This is a genomic window from Streptomyces sp. TSRI0281 (genome assembly GCF_001905125.1).
Taxonomy (GTDB): domain Bacteria; phylum Actinomycetota; class Actinomycetes; order Streptomycetales; family Streptomycetaceae; genus Streptomyces.
On the sequence record NZ_LWLE01000001.1, the window covers coordinates 1,295,120 to 1,313,048 of the forward strand.

Below are 17,929 nucleotides of genomic sequence, written 5' to 3' on the forward strand. Positions count from 1 at the left end.
CCACAGCCTGCGCTCGGGTGCCGTCGGCAGCCGGGAACTCGTCGAGGCGGCCCTGAGCGACGCCGACCGGCTCGACCCGCTGCCCGGTGTGTACGTGACCCGCTTCCCGGAGCAGGCGCTCGCGGCCGACGCCGCCGACGCCCGGCGCAGCGGCGCCCGGGGTCCACTGCACGGACTGCCGCTCGCCGTGAAGGACAACCTCGCCACCGTCGAGGGCCCGTCCACCGCACAGAGCCCCGTGCACGACCCCGGCTGGTGGCACGGACAGGACGCGCCCGCCGGTGCCCGGCTCCGCGGCGCCGGGGCGGTCGTCCTCGGCAAGACCACCATGGCCGAGTACGCCATCGGCCGGCCCGACCCCGCCCACACCTTCCTGTGCCCCGCAACCCGTGGGACCCGCGAGCGCTGGACCGGTGGGTCGAGCACCGGCAACGGCGCGGGGACCGCCGCGGGACTCTTCCTCGGCGCCCTCGGGAGCGACACCTCCGGAAGCGTCCGGCTCCCGGCCGCCCTGTGCGGCACCACCGGCCTGAAGACCACCTACGGCCTGCTGCCCGCCGAGGGCTGTGTACCGCGCAGCCCCTCGCAGGACGTCCTCGGCCCGATGGCCGTGAGCGCCCGCGACTGCGGCCTGCTGCTCGACGCGCTCACCGGACGGCCGAGGCCCGCGGCCCGCGGCCCCGGTCGCCGGGGTACGAGGTCTCCGCATCGGTGTCCCGTACGGTCTCGTCGAGGGGGCGGGCGTCACCGGGGAGTGCCGCACCGCCTTCCACCGCTCCTTGCGGGAACTGCGGGAACTCGGTGCGGAGATAAGGGAGTTCGACCTTCCCGAATTCGGCCCCCGGCTCGCCGTGAACGCCGTGACCATGCTCGCCGAGGCGTTCGCCGTGCACGGCGAACGCCTCGCCGCCCACTGGCAGGGACACGGGCGCGGATTCCGCAGGCTGGCCGCCGCCGGGGCCGTGCTCCCCGCACACCTCTACCTCCGCGCCCAGCGGACCCGCGAACAGCTCACAGCCCGCCTCCTCGCCCGCCTGGACTCACCCGGAGGCGTCGATGCGGTCGCCGCCCCCACCTGGCCCGCGCCCGCCCGCGCGTACGCGCACGAAGCGGCGCCCGGCGACGAGCTCAACCTCGCCGCGATCTGGAACCCCACCGGCTTCCCGGCCCTCGCGCTCCCCATGGGCGCGGACCCGGCCGGACTGTCGCTCTCCCTCCAACTGGCCGGCCGCCGCCACACGGAGAGCACCCTGCTCGCCGCGGGCGAGGCCTTCCAGTCCGTCACCACCTGGCATCTGCGACGGGCCGCGCCCGACCCCCGGCACCGGCCAGCACACCGACCCGGACCCGAAGAAGGCGGTGCCCTGGGCGTACGCGAAGAAGAGGCACTGGCAGGAGGCCGCCCGCACCCACATCCCGCACGCCGTCGAACGCGGTGTGCGGGTGGCCATGGGAAACGACTGCGGCATCGCCGAGCACGGCACCAACCTGCGGGAGCTCGGTCATCTCGTGGACTGCGGGATGACCCCCATGGGCGCTCTGCGCGCGGGCACGGGTGAAGCGGCCGAACTCCTCGGCCTCGCCCATGAGATCGGCACCCCGGAACCCGGCAAGCGCGCCGATGTCGTCATCGCCCGCGGCAACCCGCTGACCGACATCCACGCACTCGGCAGGCCCGAGAGCATCCTGCTCGTGATGCAGGACGGTGTCGCCTACGAGGACGTCGACGGGCTCGCGGCCTGATTCGTCGCCCGGCCGGTCGCTCCCGCCGGCCGGCCGGGCGCGGGGGAGCCGACTTCCTTGTAGTAGAAGGTGGTCGGCTTCAACACCCCCGCCGGGTCACCGGCGTACGCCGGAACCGTCCCGCACGCGGTCCAGCCCGCCGCGCGGTAGAGCCGCTCGGCGGGGCTCCCCGTCTCCGTGTCCAGGATCAGCAGCGTCACCCCGGAGCCGGCCGCCCACTCCTCGACGGCGGCCAGCAGCGACCGGCCGACCCCCCGGCCGCGTGCGGTCGGGCGGACCATCAGCTTGGCGACCTCCGCGCGGTGCCGCGCGTTCGGCAGCGGAGCCCGGACCAGACCGATGGTGCCGGCCACCCGCTCCCCGTCGCGGGCGATCCAGACGCCGAGGCCGCCCGCGTCGACCGCCGCGGCCCGCTCGCGCCACCAGGCGGCGGCGACCTCACGGTCCAGCGGGGCGAGGAAGCCCACCGACGACCCCTCCTCGACGGTCTCCACCAGGAGGGCGGCCAGCTCATCGGCGTACGTGACCAGTTCGGGGCCGGACACGGGGACGATCTCGGTCATGGGGCAGGGTCCTTTCACGGCAGGACGATCACGAGGGCGTAGCGGACCCGCTCCGGGCCCGGACAGTGGAAGTGCGAGGGGCCGCGCAGCCGGAAGCGCAGACTGTCACCGCGGCCCACGCGGTACGCGGTTCCGTCGACGGTGATCTCCACCGTCCCCTCCAGCACCCAGATGTGCTGCTCCACACCGGGCACGGGAGCGTTCTCGTACGCGAGGGAGGCACCGGCTTCGAGCGTGGACTCGATGACCTCGGCGCGCAGTCCGGCGTGCGGGGGCGAGACCGAGCGTCGGACGAACCCGGCCGCCTCGTCCCGCCACACCGGCTGCTGATCCACCGGCACGAACAGCACAGGCTCGGCCTCCACCTCCATCAGGAGCCGCGACATCGTCCGCCCGTACACCGTGCACAGGCGTCCCAGCAGGGTGGCGGTCGGGCTCAGCTCGCCCCGCTCCAGCCGGGAGAGCGTCGAACGGCTCACTGCGCTGCGCCGGGAGAGTTCGTCCAGCGACCAGCCCCGCTCGCCGCGCAGCTCGCCCAGCCGCCGGGCGAGAGCGGCATCGATGGAACCGGGGTCCGCAGCCTCAGCGTCATCTCTCACTTGAGAGACGCTATCCCATATCAGGGATATCCCGAGGGGCTGCCTTACTTCTTCCTGTCGTCCCACGGGTGGCCGAGCCAGCCCTCGAAGGTCGGTACCAGCGCCACCAGTGCCGCACCGAGCCGCCAGTCGCACCACGGCGCGTGCAGATGGAGTTCGTCCTTGTCCGAGCGGAACTCCAGCGGGGCCTCCTTGCCCGTGCGCCACACGATGCGCCGGGGCCCGCGGGCGACGTCGCCGTTGCCGCTGAGCAGGGCGAGCGTGGCGACGACCGCCTGGACGGGGAGCAGCAGCCACCAGACGTACCACCAGAAGATCCGGCCCTTGTAGCCGACCGCCGCCGGGCAGCCGGCCTGGGTCACCGTCCAGCGCGTGCGCAGCCCCTTGCCGGAGAGGGCCTTCTCGCGGACGAGCGTGCCGATCGGTTCGTCCTGCGCGCCGAGCACCTGATAGGTCCCCACGCCGTTGGCCACCGACACGGTGACCAGGGTGGCCAGCCGCTGCCGCCGGTCCGGATCGGCCCACAGGACGAAGGAGCGTGCCCCGTTCTTCCGGGCCGCGAGGTACTCCGGTATGCCGCCGGGCGGCAGCTCGCGCTCCGCATGGGCGACCGCCCGGGGCTCGCCCTGTCCCTCCTGGAGGTTGATGACGCGCCCCACCGGAGCGGGCGGACCGTCCGTTCCCGGCGCCCGGCCCGTCCTGTCCCAGGGGACGGGTTTCATGGTCAGTACGCCGCTCATACGCCCGCTCCTCGTTGTTCTGTCGCTGGGGACCGCAGCGTAGACCGGACGGTTTGAGAGGATCGCACCGTGAAGTCCGCCGAACCCTTCCCCGAACCGCTGCCCGAGCCCGCCAAAAACGCCGAGGCCGCCGGGACGGCGACGTCCGACGACCCTCCCGTACGCCGCCCCGTGCGCTGCCGGCTGTGCGGCCGCCCGCTCATCGGTGCCGGGTCACGGCGCAAGGCGCTCGGACCGTCCTGCGACGCCAAACTGCACCCCGCGCCGCCGGACATCCGCACCCGCCGTCACGAGGTCGACCAGGACCCGCTGCCCGGCATCTGAGCCGGTCCCGGCCCGAGACAAACCCCTACGCGTCCAGGCGCCGGAACAGCCCCTCCTGCACCACGGACACCAGCAGCCGGCCCTCACGGTCGTAGATCCGGCCGCGCGCCAGCCCCCGTCCGCCCGTCGCGATGGGCGACTCCTGGTCGTACAGGAACCACTCGTCCGCCCGGAACGGCCGGTGGAACCACATGGCATGGTCCAGCGACGCCATGTCGAAACCGCGCGGGCCCCACAGCGGTTCCACCGGAATGCGGACCGCGTCGAGCAGCGTCATGTCACTCGCGTACGTCAGCGCGCAGGTGTGCACCAGCGGGTCGTCGCCCAGCGGTCCGACCGCGCGCATCCACACCGCGCTGCGCGGATCCGCGTCCTTGATCTCCTCCCGCGTCCAGCGCAGCCGGTCGACGTAGCGGATGTCGAAGGGCTGGCGCCGGGCCATCCGCTCCAGCGCCTCCGGGAGCGCGCCCAGATGCTCACGGACCTCGTCGGCGACAGTCGGCAGCTCGTCCGGGTCCGGCACCGTGCGGGCCGGCGGCAGCTGGTGCTCGAAGCCGCCCGCCTCGGGGCGGTGGAAGGACGCCGTCAGATTGAAGATCGTCCGCCCCTCCTGGACGGCCGTGACCCGGCGGGTGGTGAAGGACCGGCCGTCCCGCACCCGTTCCACCTCGTACACGATCGGCACTCCGGGGCGGCCCGGCCGCAGGAAGTAGGCGTGCAGCGAATGCACCGGCCGCTCCCCGTCGGTGGTCCGGCCTGCCGCCACCAGCGCCTGACCCGCGACCTGCCCGCCGAAGACCCGTTGCAGGGACTCCTGCGGACTGCGGCCGCGGAAGATGTTGACCTCGATCCGCTCCAGGTCGAGAAGGTCGACCAGGCGCTCCGCCGGGTTCGTCATGCCGTTCGTCTCCACTCCCGCGCGCGGTCCGCGGTGGCCGCCCGCCTCATCGGGTACGTGCTCACAGCTGGCCCACCGAGGTGACCCGGACGACCGCCCGGCCCTCCTCGTCGGAAGCCGCCAGATCGACCTCCGCCCTGATGCCCCAGTCGTGGTCCCCGTTCGGATCGGCGAAGGCCTGCCAGACCCGCCACAGACCGTGCTCCGCATCCTCCTCGATCTTCAGCAGCTTCGGCCCGCGCGCGTCGGGGCCGGTGCCGAGGTCCTCGTACTCGCCCCAGTAGCCGTCCATCGCCTCGCCCCAGGCGTCCTCGTCCCAGCCGGACTCGCCGTCCAGCTCGCCCAGGTCGCGGACCCGGTCCAGAGCGGCCAGCTCCACCCGGCGGAACATCGCGTTGCGCACCAGCACCCGGAAGGCGCGGGCATTGGCGGTGACCGGTTTGACCTCGTCGGCCCGCTCCTGCGCCTGCTCGGCCGTCTCCACCTCGGGGTTGGCGAGCTGCTCCCACTCGTCCAGCAGACTGGAGTCCACCTGACGGACCATCTCGCCGAGCCAGGAGATCAGATCCTCCAGGTCCTCGGACTTCAGATCGTCGGGGATCGTGTGCTCAAGGGCCTTGTACGCGCTCGCCAGATACCGCAGCACAATGCCCTCGGTGCGGGCCAGCTCGTAGTGCGAGGTGAACTCGGTGAACGTCATGGCCCGTTCGTACATGTCCCGGATCACCGACTTCGGCGACACCGGGTGGTCGCCGACCCACGGGTGGCTCGTGCGGTACACGTCGTAGGCGTGCCACAGCAGTTCGCTCAGCGGCTTGGGGTACGTGACGTCCTGGAGCAGCTCCATCCGCTCCTCGTACTCGACACCGTCCGCCTTCATCTGCCCCACGGCCTCGCCGCGCGCCTTGTTCTGCTGGGCGGCGAGGATCTGCCGGGGATCGTCCAGCGTCGACTCGACGACGGAGACCATGTCCAGCGCGTACGAGGGCGACTCGACGTCCAGCAGGTCGAACGAGGCCAGGGCGAACGTGGACAGCGGCTGGTTCAGCGCGAAGTCCTGCTGAAGGTCGACGGTCAGCCGCACGATCCGGCCCTCGGCATCCGGCTTGTCCAGCTGCTCCACCACACCGCCGTCGAGCAGCGAGCGGTAGATGGCGATGGCCCGGCGGATGTGCCGCAGCTGCGCCCTGCGCGGCTCGTGGTTGTCCTCCAGCAGATGCCGCATCGCGTCGAAGGCGTTGCCGGGGCGCGCGATCACCGCGAGCAGCATGGTGTGGGTGACCCGGAAGCGGGAGTTCAGCGGCTCCGGATCCGACTGGATGAGCTTGTCGAACGTGGTCTCCGACCAGGCGACGAAGCCCTCGGGAGCCTTCTTGCGGACGACCTTGCGCTTCTTCTTCGGGTCGTCGCCCGCCTTCTTGACGGCCTTCTCGTTCTCGATGACGTGCTCGGGCGCCTGTGCGACGACGAAGCCCGCCGTGTCGAAGCCCGCCCGCCCCGCGCGGCCCGCGATCTGGTGGAACTCCCGCGCGCGCAGCGTACGGACCCGGGTGCCGTCGTACTTGGTGAGCGCGGTGAACAGCACCGTGCGGATCGGTACGTTGACACCGACGCCGAGGGTGTCGGTGCCGCAGATCACCTTCAGCAGGCCCGCCTGGGCGAGCTTCTCCACCAGGCGCCGGTACTTCGGCAGCATGCCCGCGTGGTGCACACCGATCCCGTGGCGCACGTACCGGGAGAGGTTCTGGCCGAACTTGGTGGTGAAGCGGAAGCTGCCGATCAGATCGGCGATCTTCTCCTTATCCTCCTTCGTGCACATGTTGATGCTCATCAGCGACTGCGCCCGCTCGACGGCCGCCGCCTGCGTGAAGTGCACGATGTAGACGGGGGACTGCCGGGTGTCCAGCAGTTCGGTCAGCGTCTCGGTGATCGGGGTGAGCCGGTACTCGTAGCTGAGCGGGACCGGCCGGGTCGCGGAGCGCACCACGGAGGTGGGACGGCCGGTGCGCCGGGTCAGATCCTCCTCGAACATCGCGACGTCGCCGAGCGTCGCCGACATCAGGATGAACTGTGCCTGCGGCAGTTCCAGGATCGGAATCTGCCAGGCCCAGCCGCGGTCCTGCTCCGCGTAGAAGTGGAACTCGTCCATCACGACCTGGCCGATGTCGGCGTGCCTGCCGTCGCGCAGCGCGATGGAGGCCAGCACCTCGGCCGTGCAGCAGATGACCGGGGCGTCGGCGTTGACCGAGGCGTCGCCGGTGAGCATTCCGACGTTCTCGGTACCGAAGAGCTTGCACAGGTCGAAGAACTTCTCCGAGACCAGCGCCTTGATCGGGGCGGTGTAGAAGGTGACCTTGTCCTGGGCCAGCGCCGTGAAGTGCGCACCCGCCGCGACCAGGCTCTTCCCGGAGCCGGTGGGGGTGGACAGGATCACGTTCGCCCCGGAGACCACCTCGATCAGCGCCTCCTCCTGAGCGGGATAGAGGGTAATGCCCTGGGTCTCCGTCCATGACGAGAAGGCCTCGAAGAGGGCGTCGGGGTCGTCGGTCGGGGGCAGCTGATCGATGAGGGTCACGCCCCCATCTTGCCTGTCTTCCACCCCGATGAGGGAACCGGAGGACAGCACGAAGATCACGGACGATACGCTTCCCACTCAACTCGGCCGCGCCGCAACGGCGATGGCCGCACCACCGTACTGGGGGCGGGAACGACCATGATGGGACCGGCACACTCTCTGTCAGGGGCAGCGGCCTGGCTGGGGGTGGGCGCGGCGGCGGCCGCCGCGGGCCACACGATGCCCTGGCCCGTCCTGGTCGTCGGGGCGCTGATCTGCGCGGGCGCCGCGCTCGCCCCCGACCTCGACCACAAGTCCGCGACCATCTCGCGCGCCTTCGGCCCCGTCTCGCGCGGCCTCTGCGAAATAGTCGACAAGCTCTCGCACGCGGTCTACAAGGCGACCAGGGGCCCCGGCGACCCCCGCAGGAACGGCGGCCACCGGACGCTGACCCACACCTGGCTGTGGGCGGTCCTGATCGGCGGCGGGGCCTCGGTCGCCGCGATCACCGGCGGCCGCTGGGCGGTCCTGGCGATCCTCTTCGTCCACCTGGTGCTCGCGGTCGAGGGCCTGCTGTGGCGGGCCGCCCGGATGTCCAGCGACGTCCTGGTGTGGCTGCTCGGCGCCACCAGCGCCTGGATCCTGGCGGGCGTCCTGGACAAGCCGGGCAACGGCTCCGACTGGCTGTTCGACGCCCCGGGCCAGGAGTACCTGTGGCTCGGACTGCCCATCGTGCTGGGCGCCCTCGTCCATGACATCGGCGACTCGCTCACCGTCTCGGGCTGCCCGATCCTGTGGCCGATCCCGCTGGGGCGCAAGCGCTGGTACCCGATCGGACCGCCGAAGGCCCTGCGCTTCCGGGCGGGCAGCTGGGTGGAGCTGAAGGTGCTGATGCCCGTGTTCATGGTGCTCGGGGGAGTGGGCGGGGCAGCCGCCCTCAACTTCATCTGACGGGCGCGTACGGGGGCGGGGTGGCCCCGGTACGACGGGTGGCGTACGGGGCACGGCCCTGGGACGACGGTGGCGTACGGGGGCAGGGCCCTGGGATGGCCGTGGCGTACAGGGGCAGGGCCCGGACCGGGTCCGCTATGTGCCGCCCCCCGGATTTCTGCGGGGGCGGTGTGTCCGGCGGCGTAGCACGATGAACCCATGCTGCTCGCCCGGCTCGCCCACGTGTCCCTCCAGGTCGCCGCCATGTCCGCGCGGAACCGGAAGGTGGCCCTGCTGGCCGAGCTGTTCCGGGACGCCGGGCCGGACGACGTACCGATCGTGATTCCGTACCTCGCGGGCCGCCTGCCGCAGGGACGGCTGGGCATCGGGTGGCGCACACTGGGCGACCCGGTGCCGCCCGCCGCCGCTCCCACCCTCACCGTGACCGGGGTTGACTCCGAGCTCACCGCGCTCGGCGCCCTGTCCGGCACGGGGTCCCGGGCCGTCCGCCGCGAGCGTCTGCGCGCCCTGCTCGGCGCGGCCACCGCCGACGAACAGCACTTCCTGCGGGCACTGCTCACCGGCGAGGTACGCCAGGGCGCGCTCGACGCCGTCGCCGTCGACGCCCTGGCGCGGGCCGCCGAAGCGCCGCCCGCCGAGGTGCGGCGCGCCGTGATGCTCGCCGGGTCGCTCCAGTACGTGGCGCGGGCCCTGCTGGCGGACGGGCCGGACGCGCTCGGCACCTTCCGGCTCACCGTGGGCCGCCCGGTCCAGCCGATGCTGGCGCACACCGCACGCTCGGTCACCGAGGCGGTCGAGCGGCTCGGGCCGTGCGCCGTGGAGGAGAAGCTCGACGGCATCCGGGTGCAGGTGCACCGGGACGGTTCCCGCGTACGCGCCTACACACGCACCCTCGACGACATCACCGAGCGGCTGCCCGACGTGGTCACCGCCGTGGCCGGATTCCCGGGGGACCGGTTCATCCTCGACGGCGAGGTGATCGCGCTCGGGGACGACGGGAGGCCGCGCCCGTTCCAGGAGACCGCCGCCCGGGTGGGCTCCCGGCGTGACGTTCCCGGCGCGGCGGCGCACGTCCCGGTCGTCCCCGTCTTCTTCGACGCGCTGTCCGTCGACGGCGAGGCACTCCTGGACCTGCCCTTCACCGCCCGGCACGCGGCGCTGGCCCGGCTGGTCCCCGAGACGCTGCGGGTACGGCGCACGCTGGTACCCGACCCGGACGACGGGGCCGCCCTCCTGGCCGCCGATACCTTCCTGGCCGACACGCTGGAACGCGGCCACGAGGGCGTCGTCGTCAAGGGCCTCGGCGCGCCCTACAGCGCCGGCCGGCGCGGCGCCTCGTGGCTGAAGGTGAAGCCGGTGCACACCCTGGACCTGGTGGTGCTGGCCGCCGAATGGGGACACGGCAGGCGTACCGGCAAGCTGTCCAACCTGCACCTGGGGGCTCGGCTGCCGGACGGCTCGTACGCCATGCTCGGCAAGACCTTCAAGGGACTCACCGACACGATGCTCAGCCGGCAGACCGAGCGGCTGGGCGAGCTGGCCACCGGAGACGACGGATTCGTGGTGACCGTGCGCCCGGAACTGGTCGTGGAGATCGCCTACGACGGACTCCAGCGCTCCACCCGCTATCCGGCCGGGGTGACCCTGCGCTTCGCACGGGTGCTGCGCTACCGCGAGGACAAGCGGCCGCAGGAGGCGGACACCCTGGAAACGGTCCTCTCCCGGCAGAGCTGACACAGGGCCGCGTTCCGCGGCGCGGAGGAACGCGGCCTTGGCGCAGAGGGGGGGCGGACCGGCCGTCAGTGGCGGATCACCGCCGACTCGGTGTACTCCTTGATCTGCTCCGGCGTCAGATAGGAGTCCGTGTACTCGAAGTCCCGCAGCGTGGCCGGCTTGCGGGACTGGAATCCGGTCCGTACGAAGTCGTCACCGGCGACCGCGTTGAGCATCCAGTTCGTCAGGACCCGGGTCTTGGCCACATTCGTCCGCAGCGCCGACCAGTGGTAGCCGCGCGCCACCGCCTGCGCCGGCAGCCCCTTCAGCTCGATGCCGAGCGGCTTGGACACCGCGTCCGTGCCACCGAGGTCCACGACCAGACCGAGATCCTTGTGGACGTAGTTCCGCAACGGGCGGCCACGCAACGACGCGATGAGGTTGTCCGCCAGCAGGCGGCCCTGGCGCATGGCGTGCTGGGCAGTCGGCGGGCAGATCGCGCCGTCGCCCTTGGCCAGGTCCGGCACCGCCGCGGCGTCACCGAGCGAGAACACCCCGTCCGAGCAGGGCAGCTTCAGCTCGGGTGTCACGGCGAGCCGGCCGCGTACCGTCTCCGCACCGAGCGTGGCGATCAGCGGGCTGGCCGCGACTCCGGCCGTCCAGATCAGCGTGCGGCAGGGCAGCACCCGGCCGTCGGTGAACGTCACCTGTTCCGGTCCGGCTTCGGCGATCGAGACCCCCAGCGACACTTCGATACCGCGCTTGCGCAGCACCTCCAGAGCGCTCAGCCCCAGCTTGTCGCCGAGCTCCGGCATGAGCTTGGGAGCGATGTCGATCAGATGCCACTTGATCAGCTTCGGATCCAGCCGCGGGTAGCGCTTGACGGCGCTCGTGGTGAGCCGCTGCAGACAGGCCGCGGTCTCCGTGCCCGCGTAGCCTCCGCCGACCACGACGAACCGCAGCCGGGAGGCCCGCTCCTCCTCGTCCTGACTGGCATCCGCCAGATCGAGCTGGGCGATGACATGGTCGCGGATATAGGCGGCCTCGGCGAGCGTCTTCATACCCCGGGCGTTGTCCAGGAGACCGGGGATGTCGAACGTCCGGGTGACGCTGCCCGCAGCGAGCACGATGTAGTCGTACGGCTCGTTCACGATCTCGTCGGTGATCTTGCGGATCACACAGACCTTCGCCGCGGTGTCCACACCGATGGCCCCGCCGGGGACGATCCGGGTGCGGTGCCGACTGCTGCGCCGCAGCGAGACGGCGACCGATTGCGGAGTGAGCACCCCGGCGGCGACCTGGGGCAGCAGCGGCAGATACAGCTGATAGGAGAACGGGGTGACGAGCGTGATCTCGGCTTCCCCGGGGGCCAGCCGGCGCTCCAGACGGCGTACGCATTCGATACCGGCGAAGCCGGCGCCGACAACGAGAATCCTGGGTGGTGCCACGGTGTGCGTCCCTTCTCGGGCTTACGCGGTCCTGAGCTCGCCTGCCCCGTATTCCGGGCCGGTCACCTCATCCTCACCGGGCACCGCCGAATTCGCCTCCCGGCGCCGGGCAGCCCCGGGGCGGTGGCCGCGGCCGATCCGCCCCAGGGCCGGACCCGCGTGGCTCAGCCGTGCCAGGAGCGCCACAGCGCCGCGTACGCACCGTCCGCCGCCACCAGGTCGTCATGGCTGCCCAGCTCACTGATCCGCCCGTTCTCCACTACCGCGATCACATCCGCGTCGTGCGCGGTGTGCAGCCGGTGCGCGATCGCCACGACCGTACGCCCGTCCAGCACCCGGGCCAGCGAACGTTCCAGATGACGGGCCGCCCTCGGGTCCAGGAGCGAGGTCGCCTCGTCCAGCACGAGCGTGTGCGGATCCGCGAGCACCAGCCGGGCCAGTGCGATCTGCTGAGCCTGCGCCGGGGTGAGCGCCAGACCGCCCGAACCGACCTCCGTGTCCAGACCCTTCTCCAGCGCCTTCGCCCACCCGTCCGCGTCGACCGCGGCCAACGAGGCCCACAGCTCCGCGTCGCCCGCGCCGTCCCGGGCGAGCAGCAGGTTGTCGCGGAGCGAGCCGACGAAGACATGGTGCTCCTGGTTGACCAGGGCCACGTGCTCACGCACCCGCTCCGCCGTCATCCGGGACAGCTCGGCACCGCCGAGTGTCACCTCACCGGTCCTCGGCGCGTAGATCCCCGCCAGCAGCCGCCCGAGCGTGGACTTGCCCGCACCCGAAGGGCCCACCAGAGCGAGGCGGGTGCCCGGGGCGACGTCGAGCGTCACCTTGTGGAGCACGTCGACCCCGGTCCGGTACCCGAAGTGCACCTCGTCGGCCCGTACCTCACGGCCGTCGGGCCCGACCCCGGCGTCGCCCGCGTCCGGCTCGATCTCCCGCACGCCGACCAGCCGGGCCAGCGACACCTGGGCCACCTGGAGCTCGTCGTACCAGCGCAGGATCAGCCCGATCGGGTCGACCATCATCTGGGCCAGCAGTGCCCCCGTCGTCAGCTGCCCGACGGTGATCCAGCCCTCGATGACGAACCAGCCGCCGAGCATCAGCACGGCACCGAGGATCGTCACGTACGTGGCGTTGATGACGGGGAACAGCACCGAGCGCAGGAACAGGGTGTACCGCTCCCAGGCCGTCCACTCCTTGATCCGCCGGTCCGAGAGGGCCACCCGCCGGGCCCCCAGCCGGTGCGCCTCCACGGTCCGCCCGGCATCCACGGTCTCGGCGAGCATCGCGGCGACCGCCGCGTATCCGGCGGCCTCCGAGCGGTACGCGGACGGGGCACGCCGGAAGTACCAGCGGCAGCCCACGATGAGCACCGGCAGGGAGACCAGCACGGCCAGCGCCAGCGGCGGAGCGGTCACGGTCAGCGCGCCGAGCAGCAGCCCGGCCCACACCACCCCGATCGCGAGCTGCGGCACGGCCTCGCGCATCGCGTTGGCCAGCCGGTCGATGTCCGTGGTGATGCGGGAGAGCAGATCACCCGTGCCGGCCCGCTCCAGGACACCCGGCGGCAGCCCGACCGACCGTACGAGGAAGTCCTCGCGCAGATCGGCCAGCATCTCCTCACCGAGCATCGCGCTGCGCAGCCGCATGGTCCGGGTGAACAGCGTCTGGACGACCAGCGCGAGCGCGAACACCGCGGCGGTGCGCTCCAGATGAAGGTCGGTCACCCCGTTCGACAAATCCTCGACCAGTCCGCCCAGCAGATATGGACCGACGATCGACGCGATCACCGCCACCGCGTTCACCGAGATGAGCACGGTGAACGGTGTGCGGTGGCGCCGCAGCAGGTCACGTACGTAGGCCCGTACGGTCGCCGGTGTACCGACCGGCAGGGTCGTCGCCGACTCCGGGGCGTCCGGGTCGTACGCCGGTGGTGCGACGCCGATCATGCCCTCTCCTCGATTTCCTCGATCGCGTTGATCGCTTCGATGCCGGCGATCCCCTCGGGTGCGGCCGGTGCCGCGACTTCGTCGTCGGTCTCGCGGGTGACGACCGCCCGGTAGTGCGGTTCGGTGCACAGCAGTTCGCGGTGGCTGCCGACGGCCACGACAGTGCCCCCGTGGATCAGGACCACCCGGTCGGCCAGGTCGAGCAGCAGCGGTGACGAGGCGAACGCGACCGTCGTGCGCCCCTGGCGCAGCCGCTTGATGCCCGCCGCGACCCTCGCCTCCGTGTGCGAGTCGACGGCGGACGTCGGCTCGTCCAGCACCAGCGCCTCCGGGTCCGTGACCAGGGAACGGGCCAGCGCGAGCCGCTGGCGCTGGCCACCGGAGAGCGACCGGCCCCGCTCGGTGATCCGGGTCCTCATCGGATCGCCGTCCGTGTCGAGCGACGCCTGGGCCAGCGCGTCCAGCACATCGCCGCACTGGGCCGCCTCCAGCGCGTCCTCGGCGGCCACCTGGCCGGACGAAGGAACGTCGAGCAGCTCCCGGAGCGTCCCGGAGAGCAGCACCGGGTCCTTGTCCTGCACCAGTACGGCGGCCCGCGCCGAGTCCAGCGGCAGTTCGTCCAGCGGTACGCCACCGAGCAGCACCGAAGGAGCCGTCGGGGCGGGCCCGTCCACCTCGTCGGTGTCCTCGGTCTGCGCGTGCCCGCCGAGCCGCTCGGCCAGCCGGCCCGCCTCGTCCGGATCGCCGCAGACCACGGCCGTGAGGAGACCCTGGGGGGCCATCAGCCCGGTGACGGGGTCGTACAGATCGCCCGACGGTGCCGTGCCGTCGATCGTGGCGGTCCGCGCGCTGCGGTGCAGCGACAGCACCCGTACCGCGCGCTGCGCGGAGGGCCGCGAGAAGGAGTACGCCATCGCGATCTCCTCGAAGTGCCGCAGCGGGAACAGCATCAGCGTCGCCGCGCTGTACACCGTGACCAGTTGGCCGATATCGATCTTCCCGTCCCGGGCCAGCGTCGCCCCGTACCAGACCAGTGAGATCAGCAGAACACCCGGCAGCAGGACCTGGATCGCCGAGATCAGCGCCCACATGCGGGCACTGCGCACGGCGGCCTTGCGGACCTCCTGGGAGGCACGCCGGTAGCGGCCGAGGAACAGCTCCTCGCCGCCGATGCCGCGCAGCACCCGCAGACCGGCGACCGTGTCGGAGGCCAGCTCGGTCGCCCTGCCCGCCTTCTCGCGCTGGAAGTCGGCGCGCCGGGTGGCGGGGGGGAGCAGGGGCAGTACGGCCAGTGCCAGTACGGGCATGGCGATCGCCACCAGGACGCCGAGGGAGGGCAGATAGAGGACGAGCCCGACGCAGATCAGCACCAGGGCGGTGGCGGCCGAGGCGAACCGGGAGAGCGCTTCGACGAACCAGCCGATCTTCTCCACGTCGCCGGTGGAGACGGCGACGACCTCGCCCGCGGCGACCCGCCGGGTCAGCGCGGAGCCGAGTTCGGCGGTCTTGCGGGCCAGCAGTTGCTGGACCCGGGCGGCCGCGGTGATCCAGTTGGTGACCGCGGTCCGGTGGAGCATGGTGTCGCCGACCGCGATGAGTACGCCGAGAACCACGATCAGCCCGCCGGACAGCGCGAGCCGCCCGCCGGAACGGTCGATGACGGCTTGGACGGTGACACCCACGGCGAGCGGGAGTCCGGCGATCGCCAGCTGGTGAAGCAGCCCCCAGGAGAGGGCCTTCAGCTGCCCGGCGAGCTGATTGCGCCCGAGCCAGAACAGGAAACGTGGGCCTGATCGGACATCGGGATCGCCGGGATCTGAGTACGGAAGATCGCGAATCTGCATGACGTCCCAGGGCTCGGAAGGGCGGAGACCAGTGGTGGATCTCGATGTGCGGGTGGGGGACCAAACCGTGCAAGGTTCGCTTCCCGCCCCTGTCCGGGGCAACAGGTTTTCCGCGCGGTGGACTTCGGCCGTTCCCGCCGCGACGGTGGCAGTGACACGCGTGCAGTGACAGCAGTGACAGCAGTGCAGTGAGAGCAGCGACGGCAGTGACAGCAGTGCAGTGAGAGCAGCGACAGCAGTGATGGTGGCAGTGACGGCCGTGGTGTCCTCGGCCAGGGGGAGCGGGGTCCGACCGGTCTCCGCCCCGGCAGGCGGGGGTGCGACCATGGGCGGATGCCGAGGCAACGTGCAGTGCGCATAGCGGTCGCCGCAGGAGTCTGCGGCGCGCTGTTGATCCCCCTGACCTCCTGCGGTGCGCCGCAGGGCGGCACGGGGCACCGCGATACCGGCCACGGGAAGGCGCGGGCCACGGCTCCCGAGCGCGTACCGGGCGTCGGTGACCGGCTGCGGTCGAAGATTCCGAAGGCGTCTCGCCAGGTGGTGGCGGTGTACGGCGCGGGCAAGGACTCCCCGGACGCCACTGTCGTGCTCTACACGAAGGACGGCGCCGGCTGGGAGACATCGGGCCGATGGGCCGCCCACAACGGCAAGAAGGGCTGGACCACCGACCACCGCGAGAACGACAAGCGCAGCCCGGTCGGTGTCTTCACGCTCAGCGACGCGGGCGGGGTCCTGCCGGATCCGGGCGCCCTCCTGCCGTACGCGGAGTCGGCCTCCTTCCAGGCGCCCCACTACTGGTCCAAGAGCCACTGGCACGACTTCGACTACGTCATCGCCATCGACTACAACCGTCTCAAGGGCACCCCGCCCAACGAGCCGACGCGCCCGCGGGGACAGACGAAGGGTGGCAGTATCTGGCTGCACATGGACCACGGCAGCGGCACATCGGCGTGTGTGAGCGTGCCGAAGTCCGCCATGCGGGTGCTGCTGCGGACCCTCGACCCGCGTCAGCATCCGGTCGTCGTCATGGGTGACCGGGCCACCCTCAAGGCCTGACCGTGCGGGTGGGGGTCCCGCGCGCGTCGGCGCGGAACCCCCGAGCCGTCACGCCTCCGGGTTCTCCGAGTCCATACCGGAACGGGCCTTCTTCCACTCACCGCGGGTGAAGTCCGGAATCTGCTGCGGGGCGCCCTTGGCCCTGATGGACAGATGACTGAGCGGTACGGGCGCCGTCCAGGTCGCCGCGTCGTACACATCGAAGTCGGGAACGAGCCCGAGCCTCATGCACTGCATCAGCCGGAACACCATCATGTAGTCCATACCGCCGTGGCCGCCGGGCGGATTGGCGTGCTCCTTCCACAGCCAGTGGTCCCATTCGGCGTACTTGGAGAAGTCCGCCCACTCGTCGTCGGTGTGGTCGGGCTCGATGTAGATACGGGCCGGGTAGTCCTCGAAGACGCCCTTCGTGCCGCCGAGGCTGTTGATGCGCGAGTACGGGTGCGGCGTCGACACGTCGTGCTCCAGCCGGATGACCCGGCCCTTGGCGGTCTGGACGAGACTGATCGTCCGGTCGCTCTCGATATAGGTCTCCTTCCAGCTGGGGTCACCGGCCGGCATGTGCTCCTTGCGGTACGCGGCAAGGCCGAGCGCGGGCGAACCGACGCTGGTGATGCTCACGGCGCGGTCCCCGCGGTTGATGTCCATGTAGTTGGAGACCGGCCCGAACCCGTGGTTGGGGTACAGGTCGCCCCGCAGCCTGGTGTGCCAGAGCCGGCGCCAGGGCCCCTCGTAGTAGTCGGGGTCGAACATCAGGCCGCGCAGATCGTGGTTGTACGCGCCCGCGCCGTGCAGCAGATCGCCGAAGAGACCGGCGTGCGCCATGCGCAGGACGCGCATCTCGTTCTGGCCGTAACAGCAGTTCTCCAACTGCATGCAGTGTCGCCGGGTGCGCTCGGAGAGGTCGACCAACTCCCAGAGCTGGTCGAGCTGCAGCGCGATCGGACACTCCACACCGACATGCTTGCCGTTGAGCATGGCGGTCTTCGCCATCTCGAAGTGGAAGTCCCAGGGCGTCGCCACATAGACGAAGTCGATGTCCCCGCGCTTGCAGAGGTTCGCGTAGTCGTCCTCGCCGTTGGTGTAGACGGCCGGCGCCGGCTGACCGGCGGCGATGACCTTGGCGGACGCACTCTCGGCCTTGGTCTTGACCGGGTCACAGACGGCCACGACCCGCACTCCGGGGACGGCGAGGAAGAGATCGATCATGCTGCCGCCGCGGTTGCCGAGGCCCACGATGCCGACCCGGACGGTGGAACGTCCCTCGAAGGGTACGGAGACCATGGTGCGGCCCTTGCGCGCGGGTACGGCAGCGGCCTCCGGGCTCCGGGACCCGGTGGCGGGCGCGGCGGACGCGGTCCCGCCGCCCGGACCGCCGAGGCCGAGCCCGGCACCGGCCACTCCCGCCGTGGTCCAGAGCACCGAACGGCGGCTCGGTGAGCCACCGTTCGCCTCCTGCGGATCGTTCTCGTGCTGTGCGTCGTCGTTCATCGAGCCTCCAGGTGGGGTGGGGGTTCTGACGGTGCGCGTGCGGATCCGGAACCCCGGCT

General features: G+C 71.6%; 14 protein-coding genes and 2 pseudogenes. 7 read left to right on the forward strand and 9 right to left on the reverse strand.

Annotated elements, in window-relative coordinates; all coding sequences use genetic code 11:
- Positions 1 to 94: 94 nt before the first annotated feature.
- The 3 genes and pseudogenes from A6A29_RS47935 to A6A29_RS45165 form a co-directional block, all read left to right on the forward strand.
- Positions 95 to 598, forward strand: a pseudogene (locus A6A29_RS47935) (amidase family protein); the annotation flags it as partial.
- Positions 599 to 707: 109 nt separating this feature from the next.
- Positions 708 to 1,196: pseudogene (locus A6A29_RS47940) on the forward strand (amidase family protein); the annotation flags it as partial.
- A gap of 163 nt (positions 1,197 to 1,359) precedes the next feature.
- Positions 1,360 to 1,743, forward strand: a complete 384-nt coding sequence (locus tag A6A29_RS45165; protein ID WP_073718817.1) for an amidohydrolase family protein — start codon at positions 1,360 to 1,362, stop codon at positions 1,741 to 1,743.
- On the opposite strand, the gene A6A29_RS06130 is transcribed toward A6A29_RS45165, so the two are convergent.
- From A6A29_RS06130 to A6A29_RS06140, 3 genes are read right to left on the reverse strand one after another with little or no spacing between them, the layout of a single operon-like run.
- Positions 1,713 to 2,306 (reverse strand): GNAT family N-acetyltransferase, encoded by a 594-nt coding sequence (locus A6A29_RS06130; protein WP_073718818.1) that lies wholly within the window; start codon positions 2,304 to 2,306, stop codon positions 1,713 to 1,715. The genes A6A29_RS45165 and A6A29_RS06130 overlap by 31 nt on opposite strands.
- A gap of 14 nt (positions 2,307 to 2,320) precedes the next feature.
- Complete coding sequence (locus A6A29_RS06135) at positions 2,321 to 2,905, reverse strand: helix-turn-helix domain-containing protein (RefSeq protein WP_073718819.1); 585 nt, start codon at positions 2,903 to 2,905, stop codon at positions 2,321 to 2,323.
- A gap of 44 nt (positions 2,906 to 2,949) precedes the next feature.
- Complete coding sequence (locus tag A6A29_RS06140) at positions 2,950 to 3,645, reverse strand: hypothetical protein (RefSeq protein WP_073718820.1); 696 nt, start codon at positions 3,643 to 3,645, stop codon at positions 2,950 to 2,952.
- 69 nt (positions 3,646 to 3,714) lie between these two features.
- Between A6A29_RS06140 and A6A29_RS06145 the strand changes: the two genes are divergently transcribed.
- On the forward strand, positions 3,715 to 3,969 hold the full coding sequence (locus tag A6A29_RS06145) for a DUF6011 domain-containing protein (protein ID WP_073718821.1): 255 nt from the start codon (positions 3,715 to 3,717) through the stop codon (positions 3,967 to 3,969).
- A 25-nt stretch (positions 3,970 to 3,994) separates the two neighbouring features.
- On the opposite strand, the gene A6A29_RS06150 is transcribed toward A6A29_RS06145, so the two are convergent.
- On the reverse strand, positions 3,995 to 4,867 hold the full coding sequence (locus tag A6A29_RS06150) for an acyl-CoA thioesterase (protein ID WP_073719034.1): 873 nt from the start codon (positions 4,865 to 4,867) through the stop codon (positions 3,995 to 3,997).
- Between the two features lie 61 nt (positions 4,868 to 4,928).
- A complete protein-coding gene (locus A6A29_RS06155) occupies positions 4,929 to 7,442 on the reverse strand; it encodes a DEAD/DEAH box helicase (RefSeq protein ID WP_073719035.1) in 2,514 nt (837 codons plus the stop codon).
- 138 nt (positions 7,443 to 7,580) lie between these two features.
- Here A6A29_RS06155 and A6A29_RS06160 point away from each other — a divergent pair, with 138 nt between their 5' ends.
- Together A6A29_RS06160 and A6A29_RS06165 are read left to right on the forward strand one after the other, a co-directional pair.
- Positions 7,581 to 8,372: a metal-dependent hydrolase gene (locus tag A6A29_RS06160; protein ID WP_073718822.1), complete on the forward strand. Its 792-nt coding sequence runs from the start codon at positions 7,581 to 7,583 to the stop codon at positions 8,370 to 8,372.
- Positions 8,373 to 8,570: 198 nt separating this feature from the next.
- A complete protein-coding gene (locus A6A29_RS06165) occupies positions 8,571 to 10,106 on the forward strand; it encodes an ATP-dependent DNA ligase (RefSeq protein ID WP_073718823.1) in 1,536 nt (511 codons plus the stop codon).
- A 65-nt stretch (positions 10,107 to 10,171) separates the two neighbouring features.
- On the opposite strand, the gene A6A29_RS06170 is transcribed toward A6A29_RS06165, so the two are convergent.
- The 3 genes from A6A29_RS06170 to A6A29_RS06180 form a co-directional block, all read right to left on the reverse strand.
- Positions 10,172 to 11,533 carry an NAD(P)/FAD-dependent oxidoreductase gene (locus A6A29_RS06170; protein WP_073718824.1) on the reverse strand — a complete coding sequence of 454 codons (1,362 nt, stop codon included), beginning with the start codon at positions 11,531 to 11,533 and terminating at the stop codon, positions 10,172 to 10,174.
- A 164-nt stretch (positions 11,534 to 11,697) separates the two neighbouring features.
- On the reverse strand, positions 11,698 to 13,479 hold the full coding sequence (locus A6A29_RS06175; RefSeq protein ID WP_073718825.1) for an ABC transporter ATP-binding protein: 1,782 nt from the start codon (positions 13,477 to 13,479) through the stop codon (positions 11,698 to 11,700).
- Entirely contained in the window at positions 13,476 to 15,323 is a 1,848-nt protein-coding gene (locus A6A29_RS06180) for an ABC transporter transmembrane domain-containing protein (protein ID WP_073718826.1), read from the reverse strand. The genes A6A29_RS06175 and A6A29_RS06180 overlap by 4 nt, the downstream gene beginning before the upstream one ends.
- Before the next feature lie 333 nt (positions 15,324 to 15,656).
- Between A6A29_RS06180 and A6A29_RS06185 the strand changes: the two genes are divergently transcribed.
- Positions 15,657 to 16,379, forward strand: coding sequence for a hypothetical protein (locus tag A6A29_RS06185; RefSeq protein WP_073718827.1), 723 nt, complete (start codon positions 15,657 to 15,659; stop codon positions 16,377 to 16,379).
- A gap of 48 nt (positions 16,380 to 16,427) precedes the next feature.
- On the opposite strand, the gene A6A29_RS06190 is transcribed toward A6A29_RS06185, so the two are convergent.
- Positions 16,428 to 17,870: a Gfo/Idh/MocA family protein gene (locus A6A29_RS06190; RefSeq protein ID WP_073718828.1), complete on the reverse strand. Its 1,443-nt coding sequence runs from the start codon at positions 17,868 to 17,870 to the stop codon at positions 16,428 to 16,430.
- Positions 17,871 to 17,929 lie beyond the last annotated feature (59 nt).

What these genes read in the sequence shown, in the direction of transcription:
- A6A29_RS06180 (WP_073718826.1), bottom strand. Translation starts at nt 15,323, where the DNA reads ATGCAGATTCGCGATCTTCCGTACTCAGATCCCGGCGATCCCGATGTC.
- A6A29_RS06160 (WP_073718822.1), top strand. Translation starts at nt 7,581, where the DNA reads ATGATGGGACCGGCACACTCTCTGTCAGGGGCAGCGGCCTGGCTGGGG.
- A6A29_RS06175 (WP_073718825.1), bottom strand. Translation starts at nt 13,479, where the DNA reads ATGATCGGCGTCGCACCACCGGCGTACGACCCGGACGCCCCGGAGTCG.
- A6A29_RS06185 (WP_073718827.1), top strand. Translation starts at nt 15,657, where the DNA reads ATGCCGAGGCAACGTGCAGTGCGCATAGCGGTCGCCGCAGGAGTCTGC.
- A6A29_RS06165 (WP_073718823.1), top strand. Translation starts at nt 8,571, where the DNA reads ATGCTGCTCGCCCGGCTCGCCCACGTGTCCCTCCAGGTCGCCGCCATG.
- A6A29_RS06140 (WP_073718820.1), bottom strand. Translation starts at nt 3,645, where the DNA reads ATGAGCGGCGTACTGACCATGAAACCCGTCCCCTGGGACAGGACGGGC.
- A6A29_RS06190 (WP_073718828.1), bottom strand. Translation starts at nt 17,870, where the DNA reads ATGAACGACGACGCACAGCACGAGAACGATCCGCAGGAGGCGAACGGT.
- A6A29_RS06130 (WP_073718818.1), bottom strand. Translation starts at nt 2,306, where the DNA reads ATGACCGAGATCGTCCCCGTGTCCGGCCCCGAACTGGTCACGTACGCC.
- A6A29_RS06150 (WP_073719034.1), bottom strand. Translation starts at nt 4,867, where the DNA reads ATGACGAACCCGGCGGAGCGCCTGGTCGACCTTCTCGACCTGGAGCGG.